Source organism: Pandoraea pneumonica, assembly GCF_902459645.1.
In the GTDB taxonomy this organism is placed as follows: domain Bacteria; phylum Pseudomonadota; class Gammaproteobacteria; order Burkholderiales; family Burkholderiaceae; genus Pandoraea; species Pandoraea pneumonica.
This window is the reverse complement of the sequence record NZ_CABPSK010000005.1, coordinates 187,361-208,191: the sequence shown is the minus strand read 5'-3', so window position 1 is coordinate 208,191 and position 20,831 is coordinate 187,361. Positions and strand designations below refer to the sequence as shown.

General features: G+C 62.7%; 14 protein-coding genes and 1 tRNA gene. 6 read left to right on the top strand and 9 right to left on the bottom strand.

Annotated features, from left to right (window positions below):
* Positions 1-552 precede the first annotated feature (552 nt).
* Both PPN31114_RS23415 and PPN31114_RS23410 read left to right on the top strand, forming a co-directional pair.
* Positions 553-4,365: a dermonecrotic toxin domain-containing protein gene (locus PPN31114_RS23415; RefSeq protein ID WP_150681925.1), complete on the top strand. Its 3,813-nt coding sequence runs from the start codon at positions 553-555 to the stop codon at positions 4,363-4,365.
* 35 nt (positions 4,366-4,400) lie between these two features.
* On the top strand, positions 4,401-8,948 hold the full coding sequence (locus tag PPN31114_RS23410) for a dermonecrotic toxin domain-containing protein (RefSeq protein ID WP_150681924.1): 4,548 nt from the start codon (positions 4,401-4,403) through the stop codon (positions 8,946-8,948).
* A 37-nt stretch (positions 8,949-8,985) separates the two neighbouring features.
* Here the strand turns inward: PPN31114_RS23410 and cobA are convergent, their stop codons facing one another.
* From cobA to PPN31114_RS23385, 5 genes are all read right to left on the bottom strand, one after another.
* Positions 8,986-9,789, bottom strand: coding sequence for a uroporphyrinogen-III C-methyltransferase (gene cobA, locus PPN31114_RS23405; RefSeq protein WP_150681923.1), 804 nt, complete (start codon positions 9,787-9,789; stop codon positions 8,986-8,988).
* 90 nt (positions 9,790-9,879) lie between these two features.
* Positions 9,880-11,181: a sulfate adenylyltransferase subunit 1 gene (locus PPN31114_RS23400; protein ID WP_150681922.1), complete on the bottom strand. Its 1,302-nt coding sequence runs from the start codon at positions 11,179-11,181 to the stop codon at positions 9,880-9,882.
* A 122-nt stretch (positions 11,182-11,303) separates the two neighbouring features.
* Positions 11,304-12,251 carry a sulfate adenylyltransferase subunit CysD gene (gene cysD / locus PPN31114_RS23395; RefSeq protein WP_150681921.1) on the bottom strand — a complete coding sequence of 316 codons (948 nt, stop codon included), beginning with the start codon at positions 12,249-12,251 and terminating at the stop codon, positions 11,304-11,306.
* Positions 12,252-12,351: 100 nt separating this feature from the next.
* Positions 12,352-13,128, bottom strand: a complete 777-nt coding sequence (locus PPN31114_RS23390) for a phosphoadenylyl-sulfate reductase (protein ID WP_150681988.1) — start codon at positions 13,126-13,128, stop codon at positions 12,352-12,354.
* A gap of 84 nt (positions 13,129-13,212) precedes the next feature.
* Positions 13,213-13,989, bottom strand: coding sequence for a sulfite exporter TauE/SafE family protein (locus tag PPN31114_RS23385; RefSeq protein ID WP_150681920.1), 777 nt, complete (start codon positions 13,987-13,989; stop codon positions 13,213-13,215).
* A gap of 133 nt (positions 13,990-14,122) precedes the next feature.
* Here PPN31114_RS23385 and PPN31114_RS23380 point away from each other — a divergent pair, with 133 nt between their 5' ends.
* From PPN31114_RS23380 to PPN31114_RS23365, 4 genes are all read left to right on the top strand, one after another.
* Positions 14,123-15,064 carry a CysB family HTH-type transcriptional regulator gene (locus tag PPN31114_RS23380; protein WP_150681919.1) on the top strand — a complete coding sequence of 314 codons (942 nt, stop codon included), beginning with the start codon at positions 14,123-14,125 and terminating at the stop codon, positions 15,062-15,064.
* Between the two features lie 186 nt (positions 15,065-15,250).
* Positions 15,251-16,420, top strand: coding sequence for an ABC transporter substrate-binding protein (locus tag PPN31114_RS23375; protein ID WP_150681918.1), 1,170 nt, complete (start codon positions 15,251-15,253; stop codon positions 16,418-16,420).
* A gap of 7 nt (positions 16,421-16,427) precedes the next feature.
* A complete protein-coding gene (locus PPN31114_RS23370; protein ID WP_150681917.1) occupies positions 16,428-17,312 on the top strand; it encodes an NAD(P)-dependent oxidoreductase in 885 nt (294 codons plus the stop codon).
* Positions 17,313-17,479: 167 nt separating this feature from the next.
* A tRNA-Leu gene (locus tag PPN31114_RS23365) sits at positions 17,480-17,564 on the top strand.
* 70 nt (positions 17,565-17,634) lie between these two features.
* Here the strand turns inward: PPN31114_RS23365 and PPN31114_RS23360 are convergent.
* The 4 genes from PPN31114_RS23360 to PPN31114_RS23345 form a co-directional block, all read right to left on the bottom strand.
* Positions 17,635-17,970 (bottom strand): hypothetical protein, encoded by a 336-nt coding sequence (locus PPN31114_RS23360; protein WP_150681916.1) that lies wholly within the window; start codon positions 17,968-17,970, stop codon positions 17,635-17,637.
* A 175-nt stretch (positions 17,971-18,145) separates the two neighbouring features.
* A complete protein-coding gene (locus PPN31114_RS23355; protein ID WP_174988427.1) occupies positions 18,146-18,490 on the bottom strand; it encodes a DUF1640 domain-containing protein in 345 nt (114 codons plus the stop codon).
* A 238-nt stretch (positions 18,491-18,728) separates the two neighbouring features.
* Positions 18,729-19,856 carry an ArsO family NAD(P)H-dependent flavin-containing monooxygenase gene (locus tag PPN31114_RS23350; RefSeq protein WP_174988424.1) on the bottom strand — a complete coding sequence of 376 codons (1,128 nt, stop codon included), beginning with the start codon at positions 19,854-19,856 and terminating at the stop codon, positions 18,729-18,731.
* Positions 19,853-20,830 (bottom strand): AraC family transcriptional regulator, encoded by a 978-nt coding sequence (locus tag PPN31114_RS23345; RefSeq protein ID WP_150681914.1) that lies wholly within the window; start codon positions 20,828-20,830, stop codon positions 19,853-19,855. Before PPN31114_RS23345 ends, PPN31114_RS23350 begins: the two co-directional genes overlap by 4 nt.
* Between the last annotated feature and the right edge of the window lies 1 nt (position 20,831).

Genomic DNA, 20,831 nt, shown 5'->3' with positions numbered 1-20,831 from the left:
TCACACCCCTGCCCCTTTTGGACAAGTGATATGCAAGGCGTTACGCCCTCACAGACGATGACACCGCCCCAATCGTGGGCACCCGATGCGAACTCAGAAAATCGCCCCGCCCCCGTCGCACGCCCGGCAGCCTTCGAGACAGTCGCTCCGCCCGTCTTGCACGAGCCAAGCGTCGTTCCCCGCTTGAACGCCGCGCCGGACGCCGCATCGCTGACTCGCCTTTTTGAGACGCTCGACGAGCGTTTGACATCAGACGTGATGGAGCCGAACGGCACGCAACCGCAGCGAAATGCGCTAGCGCGCGGGTTCGACGTAGTAATCGATTATCTCGATCGTTTTCGCTGGGCTGGTTCCGGGCATAGGCAAGCGTTGGCGGCCGGACAGTCACCACTGCTCGAGCCTTCGCCCGCCTCCTCGCCTGCGCCGTTCCCCAGATTCAATATTGGACGTAACGGCGCCGCGGATTACGTCGTGGCGTGGCTGTATTTTTTCTCGGGACTTCGTTCACAGACAGGTTCACCGATGGTCGCGACTGGCGCTCCCGGCAATGGCATGCCCTACACGCTCGCGCCGACGCTAGAGGAATCGGCACACCTGAGCCATCTGCGAGTGCGCCGCGACATCGATGCGCTCGACGCTGCCCATCCATTTGTCGTGAACCAGATGACAGCCTCCCCCAGCCGCCCGCACGACATTGCATCGAACGCGAGCGTCGAAACACCTGAGATCGAGACCGACGTCGCCGCGCTGCTGCATGCAGAAACGACCAATCACGAAGTGCAAGCCTACTTCGAAGCACTTCGCCAGCGCACGCGTGCCCATGAGGCCGCGCTTGCCCGCACCGAGAGGGTCTTCAACCTACGGCAGACACTCTCGGCCGAATTCGAGCGCCGCATACAGGCGGCGGCCTCGCCGCACAACGGCACGCCGCCGCGTCTTGACGACGTCAAACTCACGCAGTTCAACATGTTCCGATTCGACGCCTCAGCGCCGGTATACGACAACGCCCATCTAGAGCGCTGGCGGCCTCGCCAGAGTCTGTCCATCGTTGACGCCGCGATGCAAATTCTTGCCGGCACGTTGCGAATCGACGAGTCGATAACTGACAAGAACGGCCACACCTCGCGTTCCGTGCGCCCCGACTACGGCATACACGTCGGCGCGTTGGATCAGAATCGCCGCTACCACGCGCAAGATCAGGTGCCGGGTTTATCGACTGCCGACCTCTTTGACGTCATCCGACAATGGCAATGGTTGACGACCGGCGACGATGACGCCGGGTATAGCAGTGAATTCGTTCAGGCGCTGCATCATTCCGAGCGCCAGCTTGCTTTCGACGATCTTCAACTGTCCTATTTGGCGAGCCACATCTCGGCAGATGCCGTGGTGCTTGGCGAGATCATTCTGCATCTTCCCGAAGCTGCGGCCAGACACGAAAGCGATGGACACCAGGCGGGCGTCACGGCGTATCAAATCTATGTGCAAACGACCGGATCATCGGACCCCATTGCCCCCGCCGGTATGTTCTTCGTTTCAGCACAACCGGCGCGCGGTGCTGGCTTGCTATATGTCGCTGGCGATCCAAATCCGTGGCGCGAATATCAGGATCGCAGCGCATTGATGCAGGATTTGACGGCACCGACCGGCAGCGGACTGCACGACGTGTTGAAGGCGCGTCTGCCGCGCGCAGACGCCTCACACCAGATCACCGCCATCCAGTTGACGCCGACCCCGGACGACCCGTTGCTTGGTGCACGTTATGCGTCCCTATCGGTCGTACGCAGCGAAATGCGCGACGACTTCAATGCGGCGACGTCGCCCGAGCGCGTCTCCGATTACACGAGTTGGTTTTCCGGCGCGGCACCGCATCTGCGTTCACACGCGTTGCATGCGCTTGGCGCGGCCCGCACCCCAGGCATCGCACTCTCGCCGCCGCGCTCACCCGCGCTCGGCCTGCCTGAGAACATCGCAGACGCCTTCCAATCGCTGCTCGACATGCGCCTGCAAATCTCGACGGCCATGCCCACGCAGCGCCGCGTCGCGCGAAGTCTGGCGAGCGAAGTGCTCAGCGAACTGGGCGCAAAAGGGATCGATCCCGACGACGTTCGCCTGACCATTGGTGAACCGTTACGCGAACTCGACGCCGGTTCCCATCGAACGACCGTCTCTTACCGTCTGCCGGATGCCGTTCTCAAGCATGTCGAGGGCACGCTTGCTGTCACGCCGAGCCAAACGATGTCGCTTAGCACGGTCACGGCGCACCGCGAGCCGTCCACGGCCGTATCGTTACCACCGGCCGACCGCTTGGTCGGTCACTTTTCGGTCGACCGCTTCCGGCTCACTTTCGATCGTCAGTTCCGTGGGTTCATGTCCGAACACCGGGACGCGCTTCGCAGAACTGCCGCGTCGACGTTCGTGCTCGACGCCGTCGCCATGCAAACGCACAAGACGCTGAGTGCCGAACACATAGCGCTTGCCAAATCTGTGGCCAAGCGTGCCGGGTTCGACGATCTCGCGAGACTGCTTCCGGGGGCAGACAACCGGCCGTTCCAACAAGCTTGGCTGAGCGTAGACGACATCGCATCGCTGAGCATCGTTCTCACGGATCGAAGTAATGGGTCGGTACTCTTCTACACGCCAACGTCACCGGACGCCGTCTTGCGCGGCTTCAAGAATCGAAGCGCGCTCGACAAATGGTTGGCGAGTCGATTGCCCGATGCCGACGCACGTGCGCAAATCGTCGCCATGTTCCCTGCCGCCGCGCGCGAGCGTGTGAGCACCCGATTCGAGCAGTTCGCCGCACAGCCTTCGACAAACACAGCCCCGTTTGCCGCCGACGACAAGCCGTTCGCAGGCGAAGTCTTTGTGAGCGTTCTGGACAGCTTCATACGGCACGGCGAAACCGTGAAAGGTGCAGACGACCTCGGAGCAGCCAACTTCGGCACCGGTGTTCTGCTAGCCACCGCCCACGCCATCCGCTGGCTCGATATCGGGCTGGGATTGGGCGCGTGGTTCGGCGAATCGCTGGGGCCTCTGTCGTTGGCGGTGAGCGCCGTCGATGGGGCACTCGGCGTCTCGATGGTCATCGGCGGAGGTGACGAGATGCGCGCTGAAGGGTGGTATTCGCTCGCGACAGCGCTTGGCGCCGGTGCAGCCTCCGCGGCCCGCTACCTGACGATAAAGAGCGTTCTCGCCGCCGACGGTTATGCGTACCTGTTCAACGCCCCTGTGGAGAACAACGACCAACTCGTCGACGGTTTGTATTACGTCGGCGACCGATTCGTCGCGCAATTCGGCGACGACGCGGATTCGGCCGCATTCGCCGGGGTCACCCTGGAGCCCGAAACGGGCGAGTTCCGGTTGATCAACATGGATCTGGCGTCGCTCGGCGGCTATGTGCGCTTAAGCCGTACAGGCAAATGGGGCTTCATCCGTACCCCGCCGCCGGGAACCATGCCCGCCATCAACACGCCTCATGTCGCTTACGCCGTCGAGCGCGCCTATGGGCAGCGGTTGAGTGCGGCCATGAACAGCGGCACATCGGCCGAGCGTCAAGCCTTTCGGAGGGCAAAACGTGAAGCGTACGAGCGCAGTCTTCTGGGGCAAGCGGAGCGGGTGCCGTCGATGGTGCAGAAAGTCCGCTTCCTCGACCCTCGACTCACCGATGCGGCAACCCTGGGTGCCATCGCGGGCGATGTGGAAAGCGCGCAGGCGGCCGAAGCCGCCGCGCAGGAGATCGCCAATCTGGCAGCGCAGGCGTCAGCGGCAGGCGCGACAGTCAGAACCGTCCCGCAGATCAGAGGCCTGGGCAGCGGAGCACTCGACCGGGGCCTAGTCAGAATCATGGCCGTGGCGTCTCGCGATGGCCGCGACGGCGCCCTGCTTGGCGAGTTGGACCGGCTGGCGCAGGCACCCGATGCCTCAGCCACGAAAACCTATGTTGCCCGGCTCCAAGCGTTGGGGCGCAACGAGGCCGCCGGGGAGTCGTTCAGCTTTCGCGGCAATGCGCCGAACAGCGTCAAGATTCGCGACCTTGACAGCCTTTTCCGCGGCAAAGCGACCACGCCCGCCACGTTCGAGATCACGACGAGAGACCACGGCATGTTGATGGGCCGTCGACTGACCCACGACCGCGTTGTCGAATACTTCTTCTTCGATCCAGCGAGCAGCTTTGTTGCGCACACCAGCAGGCGCGACATCGTCGAACTCGCCGCGCACCATCTGAGCAGCGCCCGCGCGGCCTACACCCCCTATTCCCTTGCGGGCCAGCCTGCGGTCATGGTTCGCGAGATCGACGTTGCCCGGCTTGCCGAAGGCGCTGCGGGCACCGTCCGCGCGGGAGATCTCGTGCCTCGTGCGCGCTAACGGCGACATTCGTCCGACGACAAGGAACGCATCACATGAATGTATCCCCCTCGAATTTCGCCCAACGCTTCGACACCGCGACACCGCACGAGGCAACGTATCTCGCACGCCGACAATGCCTGCTCGCGCAAGTGGAACGATTCGACGAACTCGCCGATACCGCCTGCGCGGCGCTTGACGCATCGCCCGAAGCCGCCCCGGCGCTGGGTCTGCTGCTGCGCCTCGCCGAAGCGGGCGTTCCCGCACAGGACTTGGCCGCACTCGACGACGCACTCCTCGAACAAGTGGCGCAGTTGCAGGACGAACATCCGGAACTCGTCCGCTTCTGGTTGGCGGGCTTGCCATCGCGTTTGGCCGATCGCCAGCCTTGGCAGTCTGTGCAAGACGCCTTCCGCGCCTCGCTCTCTTCTCAGGCGCTGCGCGATCTCAAACGCTCGGTCGATCGTTCTGCTACCAAGCCCACTCAAACGGCTGACTACGGCGTCAGTTGGCGCACCTATTTCTCGACGTGGCGCACACAGATTGTCGACCTGATGCACTCGGCGATGTTGTTGGGCTCAGGCCATGTAACGAACCGCCGTGAACGCAATTTCAACACGCTGCACGAACCGGACTTCGCTGAGTTAGCCGAGCAGGCCGCCCATCGAACCTCAGTGCACTTGCCAGATTTCACACGCGCGGGAAAAACCGGGTATTGCATCGCCTTCCTTTACGGTCTTGCCATGGCAGGACGAACGGGGCCTTGGGATGATTTCGCGCTGCTCTCACGCCATTCGACATCGCCATATCCTCAGCTTCCACCGCCCGATTCGGAAAGCGGCGCAGCGTCGGCGTCGATACTCGTACCGCTGTCGAAAATCGTGGCGAATGGCTGGAATGCCTTTATGGAAACCACGGGTCACGCGAGCACGTTGGCCCGTCAGTGGCTCGATGCCCCCTTACCGTTCGACCCGCTGCGCATGCCTGCGGCCCAGGCACAGTGGCCGTCAAGCGTACACGCGCGTGGCGCCCTACAGCCGCCCACCCCGCCACGTCTTCCCCAAATTCGCGCGTTCAACGCCACATCCCCTGCGCTTCAACGCCTATTCGACATTGCGCATTTTTGGCGACACCGCGCCGCGCTCCACCACGAGCAGCAAATATCGTCAGCGCCGTCACTGTCATTCCATGCGCCGCCGACCGAGCAAACGCTGCTGTTCGACCTGCTCGACCGGGCGCCTGAACTCAGCGGCCTTGACGTCGACGCATTGCTGCTCAGACGCCTCACCCCAAGCCAGCCCGATTCGCGCGTGCACCGGGTGCACTATTGGCCCCTGCCCGAGGCAGCGCGACTGGTCCGTTCGGGCAAACTCGATATTCTCAACACGGATAGCGGGACATTTTTCGCCGTCAGCGAGACCACCCCTCCAGGGGCGATTTCGATGGTGCCTGCCGTGATGAACGCCGCACGCTTTGCAGAACTCGTCGGCGTGTGGCGCGCCCAGTGCGATGCGCGCGAGCACGAAACTTGGCAACCGCCCGTCTCGTTGGGGGCGCTCCTGAACTCGACGGATACGGCATCCGTACAGCGGGACATGGCCATTAGCGATCTCACCATTGCGTACGAAGCCGGATGGCTCTCGCATCGAGCGTTGCGCTTGGGCCGCACCGGTTTGCTCCCATGGAGCACCGTTGCGCCGGGCCCGGTTTCCGTCTATACCCATCCGCTTCAATTTTCGTCGACGGGCGATGGCGAAACGACGCGCGTCATGCCCGCCGGTACGTTTGTGCTGTGCGAACGGCCGCAGGCGGGCACCACACTGCTCTACTTGATGGGCGAGCCGGTGGCATGGCGAGAATATGCGACCCCGCAAGCGATGTTGGACGCCATCGGGCAGAACGCCAACGGCTTGCGCGACACGTTGCACACGAGACTGCCGCTCGCGGCTCAGTCTGCGGCTGCACCGCAAGCGCTTTCACCCGCCCTCGCGCCGTTCACGACCGCTGCGCCGATGTCAGTAGCGGCAAACGCGACGCTCGGCGTTATCGCGGCCGAAGTACCGCTTCGTTCTGCCGAGGCGCAAACGAGATCGCGTATCAGTGAGTATCGAAACTGGATCGACGGCGCCGGAACAGGCGATCTGGAACGCGGCCTGATGACGGCGGTGACCAACCCCGCCACCGGTACTCGCGCCCCAGCCAACCACGGACTCACTTGGACCGCTTCAGACATCGACAATATCGCGCAATACCAGACGCTTCGCGGCGACTTGTCGTTCGCGCTGCCCGAACCCCGCGAAATTGCACGCCAGTATGTGAAGTCCGTGCTGACCAAGAACGGCATCACGCAAGTCGACCCGGACGATCTCTTCGTCACCGTCGGCCGTATGCTTGCTCGGATGAGCCTGCCGGATGTTCTCATCCGGAAAGCAACGAATCCGGCTTCGCTCACGGTCGGTCAACTTCTGCGACGGCGCGGTGACGGCGCCTTGGTCTCATGGCCCGCCACGCAAATGCCCGGCGATGGCGAGTTGACGGCGACCAAACTGGTCGAGCAACTCTCCGCCACGGAATACCTTAGTGCGGTGAGCGACGCGTTCGACACGTTATGGCGGACACACTTCGACGAAATGCGCCAGTCGCTCAAGGGGGAGTTCATCGCCCAGTGTTGGCTTGGGAAGCACTCGCCAGAATTCTCTGCCGATGTCATGGAAATCGCACGGCGAGTCGGCGGCCCCATCGAGCTGAGTCGCTTGAGACGCGAAATACTCCGGCAAAGGGTTCCGTCGCCGCAAGTCGTTCGCGAGTGGTTGCGCATTCAGGGCCACGAAACATCGCTGATGGCTATCACGATTCAGGGCAAGCCTGCCGTGTTGTTGCTCGCGGGCTATGCCGACGGGCTGCGCGTTCATGGCTTCAATAATCGGGATGCGCTCACCGCGTGGTTCGATGAGCAGACAAGCAGTACGGCCGGACGTCAACGGCTAGCGGGCACCGTTTCCGGCGTCGACGCGATGCCGACCCACGACATGTGGCTCAAAGACGCGAACATCAACTCCCAGGGCGCGGTGGTACCGGCGGGGACCGGCACCTTCACCGCACTCACCCAGTCGTATCGGGAAAAATATTTACGGGAGTTCGAACCAGCCAAAAAAGGCAAATCGCACGAGAGGCTCATCAATGTGATGCATCATCTCTCGCAGCTAGATTTGCTTATCGGCATGGGAACGTGGATTAGCCCCGAGTTGCGGCCACTGAGCGCGACCATCGCCATGGCCGACGTGGGCTTCGGCGTGGTCGGTTTGAGCGTCGGGATTGTCACAGGAGACGGCGCGGCGCGCCGTCAAGGTTGGCAGTCGCTGGCCTCGGCCGTCGGCAGTCAGGGGCTGGCCTCGGCGCGGTTCAAAGCGCAGGCGGTCCTTACCCAAGACCCGAAGTACACGTTCTTCACCGGGGAGGTGCCGATTGCACGGGAAGCCTTGATTCCAGGCCTTCATCGCACAGGACAGCGCCTGTACGCCGCGATCGACTCGAGTACACGCAGCTACCTGTCGTTCGACGAAACCACGGGTTTTTTTCGCGCCGCGCGACCGCCCAGTTCTGTGCACGCGCCGGAGTCTGGGCCGCTCATGCGGCTCTCACCGAGCGGAAGATGGCATACCGTTTCGCTGGAAGATTTGCCGGTGCCGCCGCTGGAAGATCCTCACATCGGCTGGCGTATCGATCAGCGCTTTCTGGCACGCTACGACGCGTTGCGCGCGCAACGCAATCCCGCCTTCGAGGCGACGCGGCGTGCGAGCGTTGGCGTCGACGCAAACACCGCTGGCGGCACAGCCGTCACGCAGTCCAGTTTGCGAATGCTCAAGTTGGAGTTTCTCGACCGATCGGTGCAAGATCCGGCCGAACTCGGCGCCTTAGCCAGGCGCATTGAGGCCGCACAAAATGCCATCGATGCCGCCGACACCGTCGCGTCCAGCCCCTTGCGCCAAATGGCGGAAGCCGCAGGCGCGCAATATCGTCAGGTCATCCAACGCCCGCATACCTATCTGGGCCACGTCCGGCGGGGTCTGGCGCGAGTCACGGCACTCAGCGCACGCACGGGAATGATCGAGGCCGTGCCGATTTGGTTCAATGAGATCGGACGCCAGTCCCCTGCGGCAGCGGCATCGTTTATGGAAGATCTCAGCCGCGCAGGTACGATTGCCGATTCGCTCATCGCCGGGCCGCCGAACACGATCCCCCTAGCGGATTTGGATAGCATTTTCGACGCGTCGCAGGGAACGTACCGGGTTTTCGAGATGCGCGCGGGGACTCGCACCATGGCGATCGGGCATCGCCCCCTCGGTCACGAGGCGACCACGTACTTCTTCTTCGACCCCAACGAAGCCTTCGTTTCGGCAACAGAGCGAGACCAGCTCGTCAGCATGGTGCGCGCGCACTTGGAGGCGATGTCAGACGTTTATCAGATGGCCCGGGAAGGCGAGGCAACGGTCGTGACGATGGCGGAGATCGATGTGCAGCGCCTGTCCGACGCGCCGTTGCTTCAAGAGTTTGAAGTCATGATTCCGGTACATGAAGCTTTCGGCCTCCCCGCCCGCGCCTGACGCGAGGCACCGATGCGCTCAACGACGAAACGCGCGCTCAGGCGGCTTGATAGGCGGCCAACGTCACGTCGTCAGCGAGGTTATCGACGAGGGTATCCGCATCCGCCCGTGCAAACGCCTGACCGATAAGCAACACGCTCGGCTGTGCGGCGTCGAACCACTGCGCGGCTTCGCCATCGCGTAAAGCGCCCAGCGTGAGCGTCACGCGGCGCTCACGCGGCGTGGTGGCAGCTTCGACGATTGCGACCGGCGTCGATGCAGGCTTGCCTGCGGCGATGAGTTCTGCGGCAATTTGCGGTGCCGAGTCGCGCCCCATGTAATAGACAAGCGAATCGGCGGAGGCGTGCGCGGTGATTTCAGCGGTGTCCGGCGCACGGCTTTGCGTCGCGAACGCCACGCTGCGAGCAACGCCGCGCAGGGTCAGCGAACTTTTGAGTGACGATGCACTGGCGAGCGCCGCCGTAATGCCCGGCACTACGTCCACTTCGATACCGGCGGCTTCCAATGCGCGCAGTTCTTCGTCGGCGCGCCCGAACAGCATCGGATCGCCGCCTTTCAGGCGCACGACGAGCGCATGCGTTCGCGCGTTATCGATCAACTGTTTGTTGATGAAATGCTGGGCGCTGGAGTGCTTGCCGCAACGCTTGCCCACGGCAATCAACTTCGCTTGCGGGCAAAGCGCGAGCATCTCCGGCTCAACCAGGGCGTCGTGCAGCACGACGTCGGCTTGCGCGAGCAAGCGCGCGCCGCGCACTGTGATCAGATCAGCAGCACCGGGACCGGCACCGACCAGATAGACCTTGCCGGGAAGCGTGGCGGATTGCGAAGAAGTTACCGTCATGTTGCAGCCGTCGTCGAGGGGGGCCAGCGCCGGCCCCTTCGAGGGGAGGCCGTGCGCTATGGAGAAGTGATTGCGCCGCGCTAATGCAGCTTATGCAGCCAACGACCGGATCATGCCAGCGGCCACCGTGTGATGCGTCGCTTCGTCGATCAGCACGAAAGCGCCCGTGGCCGGGTTCGCGTCGTAGGTGTCAGCCGTCACCGGCTTTTGCAGGCTCAGTTGCACGCGGCCAATGTCGTTCATCGCCAGCGTGGTCTTGTCTGTGCCGTGCAGGAGCGTGGTCACGTCGAGCACTGTATCGACACTGCCAATCTTCACGTAGACCGAGTTCGTCGATTGCTTGAGCACGTACTTGCGCTGGGGCGCGAGCGCGTCCTCGTCGAACCAGCACACGTCGGCCGACAGCTTGCGCGACGGTTGCAGTGCAGACTCTGCGGCAACGAACGTATCGCCGCGCGACACATCCACATCTTCCGACAGACGAATCGTCACGCACTGACCGGCGTAGGCTTCTTCGAGCAACCCGCGCGGTCCGATGATCTCGGCCACCGTTGCATCGCGCCCGGCGGGCAGCACACGCAGCGCCTGCCCCACGCGCACCGAACCCGATTCCACACGGCCCATGTAGCCGCGGAAGTCGTCGGCATGCGAGCCATCTTGACGCGCCACCAACTGCACCGGAAAGCGCAGTTCACCGCCGGTTTGCGTCACCGGCAGCGACTCGAGCACGTCGAGCAGCGGTTCGTCCTGATACCAGGGCATACGCTCGCTCGCCAGCACGATGTTGTCGCCCTTGAGCGCCGACACCGGCACGAAACGCACGTCTTGCAGGCCCAAGCGATGCGCCAATTCGAGATATGCCGCGCGAATCGCGTCGAACGTGGCTTCGCTGTAATCGACCAGATCCATCTTGTTGATGGCGACGATTACATGCTGCAAGCCCAGCAGCTTGACGATGGCGCTATGGCGCTTCGTCTGTGCAAGCAGTTCGGTGCGGCCGTCGACTTCGGTCACGCGCGTGGCATCGACCAGAATGATCGCGGCATGCGCTGTCGATGCACCCGTGACCATGTTGCGCGTGTATTGCTCGTGGCCCGGGGTGTCCGCGATGATGAACTTGCGGCGCGCCGTCGTGAAGTAGCGATACGCCACGTCGATGGTGATGCCTTGCTCGCGCTCGGCTTCGAGGCCGTCGGTCAGCAGCGAGAAGTCGATATCTTCGCCCGCCGTGCGCTTGTGCTTGGAACGTGCGAGGGCCGACAGTTGGTCGGTCAGCACCGCCTTGCTGTCGTACAGCAGACGGCCGATCAACGTGCTCTTGCCGTCGTCGACGCTGCCCGCCGTAATGAAGCGCAGCACGCCGAGGTCTTCTTGGTGAGGGGTCAGGCTCATGGTCAAATCCACTCGAATCCGTGGCCCCGGTGCTTGCGCATTCGCTGCGGCATGCACCGGTGAGGCCGTTATTTCCGTTTGCTCGATAGCTTGTCAGGCTGCAATGTTCTGCGTCTTTCGACTCAGAAGTAGCCTTGCTTCTTGCGCTGTTCCATCGCCGCCTCGGACGCTTGATCGTCCATGCGCGTGGCGCCGCGCTCGGTGATGTCGGTCACCGCCGTCTCGGCGATGATTTCCACCGGGCTCGCGGCAACGCTGGCCACCGGGCAAGTGCAGCTGATGTCGCCCACTGTGCGAAAGCGCACCGAGGCGAACTCGCTCGACTCGTCGTCTTGCTTCGGCGTGAGCGGCGTCACGGGCACCAGCAGGCCGTTACGGCGCACGATTTCGCGCTCGTGGGCGTAGTAGATCGACGGCAGGTCGAGCTTCTCGCGGGCGATGTATTGCCACACGTCGAGCTCGGTCCAGTTCGAAATCGGGAACACGCGCAGGTGTTCGCCGTTATGCAGGCGCGCGTTGAACAGGTGCCAGAGTTCCGGGCGCTGCGCCTTCGGGTCCCACTGGCCGAATTCGTCGCGGAAGGAGAAGATGCGCTCCTTCGCGCGGGCCTTCTCCTCGTCGCGGCGCGCACCGCCAATCATTGCGTCGAAGCCGTGTTCAGCAATCGTCTCGAGCAGCGTGACGGCCTGCGCGGCGTTGCGCGAATCGGTTTCGCGACGCAGACGCACCGTGCCGCGCTTGATCGAATCTTCCACGTGCCCCACCACCAGTTCGGCACCGAGTGCCTTCGCATGGCGGTCACGGAACTCGATCACTTCCGGATAGTTGTGGCCGGTGTCGATATGCACGAGCGGGAACGGCAGCACCGTCTTGCGGTTCGGGCCGAGGCCGAAGGCCTTGAGCGCGAGGTGCAGCACCACGACCGAATCCTTGCCGCCCGAGAACAGCAGCGCGGGCTTGCGGCACTCGGCCACCACCTCGCGCAGGATGTACATCGATTCCGCTTCGAGCCAGTCCAGATGGTCCATCCGCGCGCCGCTGGCCTGCGCGACTTCGTGCATCGCACCCATAGTGTTCCTTTCCTTGACGATTCCGTGATTCGTTTTGCTTCGATGCGCTGCCTGCGGGTTATGCGGCGTCGCGTCGGTTCCGTTGTGGGTCTCGCGTGCGTTAGTTCGATTGCACCGTGACCGGGATCTTGCTCAGGTTGCCTGCGTGCAGCCCGCATTCCTTGCTGTCGCGCGACTCCCACCACCAGCGGCCCGCCCGGCTGTCTTCGCCGGGGCGGATCGCGCGCGTACACGGTTCGCACCCGATGCTCGGGTAGCCACGGGCGTGCAGCGGGTTCACCGGCACATCGCGCGCGGTGAGGTAGGCCCACACTTGCGCTTCGGTCCAGTCGAACAGCGGGTTGTACTTCGCAATGCCGCGCGCGTCGTCCTGCTCGGCGAACGCGAGTTCACCGCGCGTGACCGATTGCTCGCGACGCTGGCCCGTGAGCCACGCGTCGGCGTCGGCCAATGCGCGTCCCAGCGGCTCGACCTTGCGGACGTTGCAGCACGCTTTGCGCAGGTCCACGCTTTCATAGAAGGCGTTGGCGCCGTGCTCGCTGACATACTTCTCTACCGCGTCAGGCTGCGGGGTGTACTGCACCACGTCGTAGCCGTAACGCGACTTGATCTTGTCGATCATGCCCACCGTCTCTTCATGCAAACGCCCGGTGTTGAGCGAGAAGATCGTGATCGGCAGTTGCTGACGCAGGATAACGTGCGTAATCAGCATGTCTTCCGCGGCCAGGCTGCTCGCGAACTTCACGTTGCGATGCAGCGACGCGATGCGCGCCAGACGCTCGGCCAGCACGGCTTCCATCTCATCGAGCAGGGCTGCGTCCAGATGTTCTGCCTGCGCAACCGTCGACGGCACCGCCGTGGCGGATGCCGAGGAAATCGGGGATGCCGGGGCCGCAGACGCCGTCGGCTGCCAACGGGATTCGTTTCGCATGTCGCGAATTCCTTGTTTTATGTGGGGGTGTCAGCCGACCAGCTTCACTGCTGCGAGCGTGAGCGTGGCCGCCAGCGCCCCGCGCACGATGCGCTCGGGCAAATGGCGGGTAAGCTTCGCGCCCAGCCAGATCCCGGGCAGCGAGCCGATCAACAAACTGCCAAGCAGCGCCCAGTGCACCGTGTCGAGCCAGATATGGCCCAGCGCAGCGATGGCTGTGAGCGGCACCGCGTAAGCGATATCGGTACCGGCGACTTCGGCCGGTTCCAACTGCGGGTACAGCATCAAGATCAGCGTTGCGCCCACGGCACCGGCGCCAATCGAGGAAATCGTCACGAGCACGCCGATCACGGCGCCTACTAATACAGTGGCAATCGTTTGTGTGCGCCCCGTCAATTGCCAGTTCGGGTGCGCCCGCAGGGCGGCGAGCAGCTTGGCGCGAAACAGCAGCGAGAGCACCGTGAGCAGCACCGAGGCCGCGATCGTCAGTTTGATGACGTGCAACGCGCTCTCATCGATACCGCCCAAGCGCTTCAGGCCGAGAATGGTCACCAGCGCCGCCGGCAGTGCGCCGACGGTGAGGCGTCGCACGATGTGCCACTTCACGTGGCCGTGCGAGCGGTGCGCCACCGTGCCGAAGCTTTTCGTGATCGCGGCGAACGCCAGATCGGTCCCGACCGCCACCGGCGCGGCGTAACCCAGCAGGAGCGTGAGCAACGGCGTCATCAGCGAGCCGCCTCCCACGCCGGTCAGGCCGACCAGCAGGCCGACGCCAAATCCGGAAATGGGTTCGAGCCACAGCGACATGAATGACGTTCCTGGTGGGGTCTAAATACCTGAAAGGAATAACGTTATCGAAACAGTGGCACCCACTGTAATGAAAACGCTATATACTTCAAACGAATTAAAAATTGTTTGTATATTTTCTAAAGTTATACAAATGAACCTGCACCAGTTCAGATTTGTGCGCGAAGCGGTCCGTCAGAATTTCAATCTGACGGAAGCGGCCAAAGCGCTGTTCACGTCCCAGCCGGGGGTTTCGAAGGCGATCATCGAGCTTGAAGAAGAGCTTGGCGTCGACATCTTTGCCCGTCATGGCAAGCGCATCCGAAACCTCACCGAGCCTGGGCGCATCATTTTCGAGTCCGTCGAGCGGATCTTGCTGGAGGTGGAAAGCCTCAAGCGGATTGGCAAGGACTACGCCGCCCAAGATCAGGGCAGCCTGACCATTGCGACGACGCACACGCAGGCGCGATATTCGCTGCCGCACGCGGTGGCGGAGTTCAAGCGCCGTTACCCGAAGGTGCGGTTGTCGATTCTGCAAGGCAGCCCGACGCAGATTGCCGAGATGGTGCTGCACGATCAGGCCGATCTGGCCATCGCGACCGAAGCCATCGCCGGTTACAAGGATTTGGTCTCGCTGCCCTGCTATCAGTGGCAACACGTGGCCGTGGTGCCGCCCGATCACCCGCTTTTGCAACTGCCGTCGGTGGGGATCGAAGATTTGGCGAAGTACCCGCTGATTACTTACGATCCGCAGTTTGCCGGGCGCGGCAAGATCGATCAGGCGTTTGCGCTGCGCCATGTGCAGCCGGACATCGTGCTGGAAGCCATCGACGCGGACGTCATCAAGACTTACGTGGAACTGGGGCTTGGCGTAGGCATCTTGGCGGGCGTGGCGTTCGACCCCGAACGCGACCGCAACCTCCGGGCGATTCAGGTGGGCCATCTGTTCGGCACCAACGTCACGCGCGTGGCGCTCAAGCAAGGCGCTTACCTGCGCGGCTATGTGTATACGATGGTCGAGCTGCTCTCGCCGATTCTGACGCGCAAGCTGGTCGAGCAGGCATTGCGGGGCGAGCACGAGAGCTACGAGCTCTGAGAGATGCCGCTCGCGGATCAAGCCGCTGGGCTTTGCGCGTAGACGCTAGAACTATCCAACCCTCAGGCGCTGCTATCTATTAGCAGCGCCTTTGTTTTATGTGGCCGGGCAAACATGTCTTTTGACAGCGTTTGCGCGGCCCGCAGCGTACGGTATCCTTGCGTGATTCGACCAAAAGGAGACCCCATGCGCTCACCCCTTCGCGGTATTCGCCTGTCGGGCGTACTACTCGCCATGACCCTGGCGGGTGTGGTGACGGCAGCACGCGCCGACATTACCGTCGGCATCGATCTGTCATCGACCGGCCCGGCGGCTGCCATCGGCATCGCCAGCAAGAACGCCATGCAACTGTGGCCCGACGAGATCGGGGGGCAGAAGGCGCACTACATCTTCCTGGACGATGGCTCCGACCCCGGCACCGCCGTGAAGAATGCCCGCAAGCTCATGAGCGAGAATAAGGTCGATGTCATCGTCGGCCCGAACATCACGCCGAGCGCGCTGGCGATGTTGGACCCGATTTCCGAGGCCAGCACGCCGATGATCACGCTCATCGGATCGGCCGTGGCGGTGGAGCCGCAGGATGCCAAGCGCCGCTGGGCCTTCAAGATGGCCGCCAACGATTCCGCGATGGCTGACGTGATGACGCGCTACATGGCGAACCATGGCATCAAGACCGTGGGTTTCATCGGCTTTGCCGACGCGTACGGTGAGAGCTGGTGGAAAGAATTCTCGAAGTTTGCCGAGCTGCGCAAGCTGAAAATCGTGGCGCAGGAGCGGTTCAACCGCACCGACACCAGCGTGACCGGGCAAGTGCTCAAGCTAATGTCGGCCAAGCCGGACGCGATTCTGGTGGCCGGTTCGGGCACGCCTGCGGCGCTGCCGCAGCGCACGTTGCAAGAGCGCGGCTATGCCGGGAAGATCTACCAGACGCACGGTATTGCCACGTACGACTTCGTGCGCGTGGGCGGCAAGGATGTTGAAGGCACGCTGTTCCCGACGCAACCGGGCGTGGTCGCGAAGACGCTGCCCGCAGGGCATCCGGCGCGCACCGCCGCATTGGCGTTCACGAAGAAGTACGAAGCCAAGTACGGCGCCGATACGGTGACGCAGTTCGCCGCCGACGCGTATGGCGTGTGGGATCTGCTTAACGACGCCGTGCCTCGTGCGGCCAAGACGGCGCAACCGGGTACGCCGGCGTTCCGCGCCGCGTTGCGCGACGCGCTCGAATCGACGCACAACCTGGCCATTCCTAACGGCATCATGAATTTGAGTCCCGCCGACCACGTTGGGCTCGACCAGCGCGCTGGCGTGATGGGGCAGATCAAGAACGGCAAGTTCGTGTACGTCTCGGATTGATTGCGGCATGACGACATACACCATTGCATTTATTGGTCTGGGCGCGATGGGCGGCCAGATGGTGCGGCACTTGATGGCGGCGGGTCACAAGCTGCATGTTTATGCGCGCCGCCCTGAGGCTGCTGCGGCTTATGTCGACGAGGGCGCGCGAGCGTTTTCGAGTCCGGCGCAGGCGGCGGCGGAAGCCGACTTCGTTATTACCAATGTGACGACCACACACGACGTCGAGCAGGTGCTGCTGGGCGAGGACGGCGTGATTCACGGCGCGCGGCCCGGCACGATTTGTATCGACCACAGCACGATTTCGGCGGAGGCGACGCGCCGCATGGCGTTGCGCCTGTCGCGCGAGGGTATTCAGTTGGTGGATGCGCCGGTGTCGGGCGGGCCGTCGCGGGCTGCGGATGCGTCGTTGTCGATCATGGTTGGCGCGTCGCCGGAGGCTTTCGAGAAAGTGAAGCCGATATTGGCGGCGTTGGGCACGACGATCACGCATGTGGGCGACACGGGCGCGGGTCAGGTGGCGAAGGCGTGCAATCAGATCGTCCAGGTGATCAACATCCAGGGGATTGCCGAGGCCATGTTGTTTGCGGCGCGTAATGGCGTCGATCAAGACAAAGTGATCGACGCGATTTCGCAGGGGTTGGCCGGTAGCCGCATGCTCGACATGATGGGGCCGAAGATGTCGCACCGAGATTTTTCGGCGGGCATCGAGGCGCGGCTTCACGACAAGGACTTTTCGATGATTCTGGAAGCGGTGGCGGATGCGGGACTGGCGTTACCCGCGTTGTCACTGGTGAAGGGGCAATTGTCGGCGCTGATGGAAAACGGCTGGGGGCACGACGATACGTCGTCGCTTCTGCGAGTTCTGGAAGGTCAGCAACAGTTGCACTGAACGGGGAAGATGCCGGGTTCGGGTGCGGTATGGCCCGACCTGGCGTCCGATATTACAGATGGGGTTGTCGACATCAAAAATATCGGTCATAATCTCGCCTTCGTCCGGTAGCTGAATTAGCCCTCTAGACGAATCACGCTGCGACACCGTTCGGTGAACGCACACCTGCCCAGGTGGTGAAATTGGTAGACGCAGGGGACTCAAAATCCCCCGCCGCAAGGCGTGCCGGTTCGATTCCGGCCCTGGGCACCACAACAGCCTTATCTGGCTAACACTCCCAAGAATAAAAACGGCCCGCCAACTTCGACGGACCGGAATTGCCTTATCCCATTAGTTTCGGTGTCATCCCAGCCCCTGGGGAATGCAGAACCCGGCTCGGGCTAATCAACTTGTGCGATACCACGGCTGCCTGCGCGAACGTATCGAAGTAGATGGCATATTCAGAATCCTTAACGTGAGCGCGACGGATCTCCTGCTCGGATTCGATCCATGCGTACCCCAGATACTTGCCGTGGTTCAGAAACCAGATGACGTAGCCCTCTCGTGCGAGCGACTCTGGCACCGCGTGCGGTTTCGCTTTCTTAGTGCGCCTACGCGTCGTCGGTGTGAGCTTCGTGGGCTTCGTGGATTGCGTGTCATCGTCTTTCGCGTCAATCATGAATTGCTCCTTGAATGGATGCTCCTAAACCCAATGGGGGGCACATCCATCATCGCAGCAGGATCGTCACGTGAGTTTCAGTAACTTCCGAATCACGTGACACAACGCGTAGACATTCGATAAGCGCCGGTCCTTTTCCCATGCTTTTGCCGGTCTGGACCGAAACTCAACTCGTTCAACCCGCTTTAGTGATGAAGTACGTGGCGGCAACCAACGCAGTACAAACCGTGATCAACGTACCTATCACTCGCCACGTTTGCACCTCGATGGCCCGATGCACATCGACACGGAGTTCACTAACGTCGACACGAAGCTCGCTCATCTCCTTCCTGACGCTGGCAAACTCGGCGCTCACCTCCTTTCGCATCTTGGAAAACTCGGCGCCCATCTCCTGCCGGACCTTCCCGAACTCAAGATGCATCTCCGAGCGCAATCCACCGACTTCACGCGCCAAATCCTCTTTAGTCGCGAGCGTCGGCAGCACCGCCTCGATTTTCGTTACACGTTCGTGGAGCCTCATACTGTCATTCCTATCGTGGCTGTCGGTATCGTCGATACTTGCGCGCGCTTGGCGCGGGTCAAATTTCCGGAGTGTTCCCATCTTCACCTACACCTTCCGCCGTGACGAGACTCCCGAAGGGTCATGTCACAGCGGGCTGAATTCGAAGTGCAGTACGGCTCATTTCGCGAAAAAACACGGGCGTTTTCCAAACTTTCTCCAACGTCCTCACGCGCATTCGCCGTTGCATGGAATCACTCTATCCCGGCACCCCACCCCGTTGGTTCTGCGTAGTTCGCATTTCCCCTTGATCGAGGTACGCCACCACCTCCTGCGCCGTCGCGCGCGCACTGCGCATCACGCCAATTAACGTCGCCGACGCATACCCCGTCCACTCGCCATAGCCGACCAGCCACAGACGTGGCTCGTCGACGACACGCGTCCCTTCAAGATGAATCCGACCCTCGGCGTCGGCAATTCCCAAACCGGCCAAGTGCGTCAGCGCCGGATGGAAGCCCGTACACCAAATCACCACATCCACTGGCGTGTGCGAGCCATCGGTCCACACCACACCATCGTCAAAAAATCGCTCGAAGGGCCTGACGCTACGCAACGCGCCACGCTTTCGCGCCGCCAGCACGGACGGCACCATCACGATGTGTCCGAGCCCGCTATCCGGATAGGGATCAGGTAACCCGCGCTGCTTCGCCTGCCATCGCGCCGTCGCCCGCTCGAACAACACGCGGCCATCGACGTCATCAGGCAAATAGTCGGGTGGCGTCAGCGTGACCCACGTCGCGTCGCACAGCGACGACACTTCCGCGAAAATCTGCGCGCCTGAATTTCCACCGCCGACCACAAGCACGTGCAGCCCGCGCAAACGCTGCGCACCGTCATAGTCGGCAGAGTGCATTTGCTTGCCACGAAACAACGCCTGCCCCGGATATTCCGGAATCAACGGCGCACGCCACGACCCCGTCGCACTGATCACGGTTTTCGCGATCCAGTCGCCGCGATCCGTTTGCACATGCAGCCCGCTCCCGTCCTTCGACGGTACAACGGCCTCGACATGTACCGGCCGCTCCACGGGCACGTCGTACCGCGCTTCGTACGCGCGCAGGTACTGCACCACATCGTCACGAGACGGATAGTGCCGCTCCCCGCCCGGCATCGGCCAGCCGGGCAACGAACTCCATTGCGCAGGAGAAAAAAGCCGCAACGACGGCCACGCGCGCTGCCACGCGCCGCCCGCCTCCGGCTGATCGTCCAGCACGAGGTAATCGACCTTCCAGCGCCGAAGAAAATATGCCGTTGCCAATGCCGATTGCCCGCCGCCGATCACGAGCGTATCGACGTGCCGCAGCAGAGATTCGTCCAGTGCGCTCATCGATCGCCCCTTCTATGTGTCTCGCCCAGCACGCCCGACTCGTCCACTCCGCCCAACTCACCCACCTCTCCTATCTCTCCCACTTCGTTCGCCTCTTCCACCTCGTCTAGTTCCACGCGCGGACCAACCTGCCGGAAATACCGCCCCGGCGACTCTCCGAACGCCCGCCGGAACATCGCGATGAAATTGCTGGGTGTGGAATAGCCGAGCGAGTCGGCAATGGTGCTGACGGGCTCGCCTCTGGCCAGATGCTCGAGCGCACTCACCAGCCTCGCTTGCTGACGCCAATGCGTGAATCCCATCCCTGTCTCTGCGACGAACAGGCGCCGCGCCGTGCGCGACGACACCCCGGCGTGTTGTGCCAGCGACTCCAGCGATGCCTGCCCGCCAAGGTCCGCCAGCACCGCACGCGCGATGCGCACCACGCGGGCATCGATCGGCATGGGCAAGCTCAACGGTTCGGTGGGCGCGCGCTCGATCTCGTCGACCAGCACCTGCGCCAGACGCAACTCGTCTTCGGTCAGCTCATCACGCGTCGCCCACGTCACGGCCCGCTTCACCAGCGCCGCCAGCAACTCAGAGACGCCAACCACACGCGGCGTCACGGGCAAGCGTCCAGCCGCCGACGGTGCCACCAGCACGATCCACCCGCTCACCACGCCGATGAACGCAACCCGGTGCGTCATTCCCGGCGGAATCCAGCCGGCGCGATAAGGCGGCAGCAGCCACGACCCGTGCGGCGTATGCACATGCACCAGTCCTGAGTGGATACAGAACAACTGACCGCGCACATGGCTATGCCAATCCAACTCGCGAGTGCCCATCCTGAAGAGACTGCGCTTATGGTCGTCGCCACCAAACGCCCAGATCGGCGGTCCGTCGAGCCTGTCGTTGGGCTTGTATCGGGCGAAGGGAGAGTCGGAAAACGAGATCAACAGCTCGTCGGTATCCAAAGGCGGCAGGTCGGCGGTCATC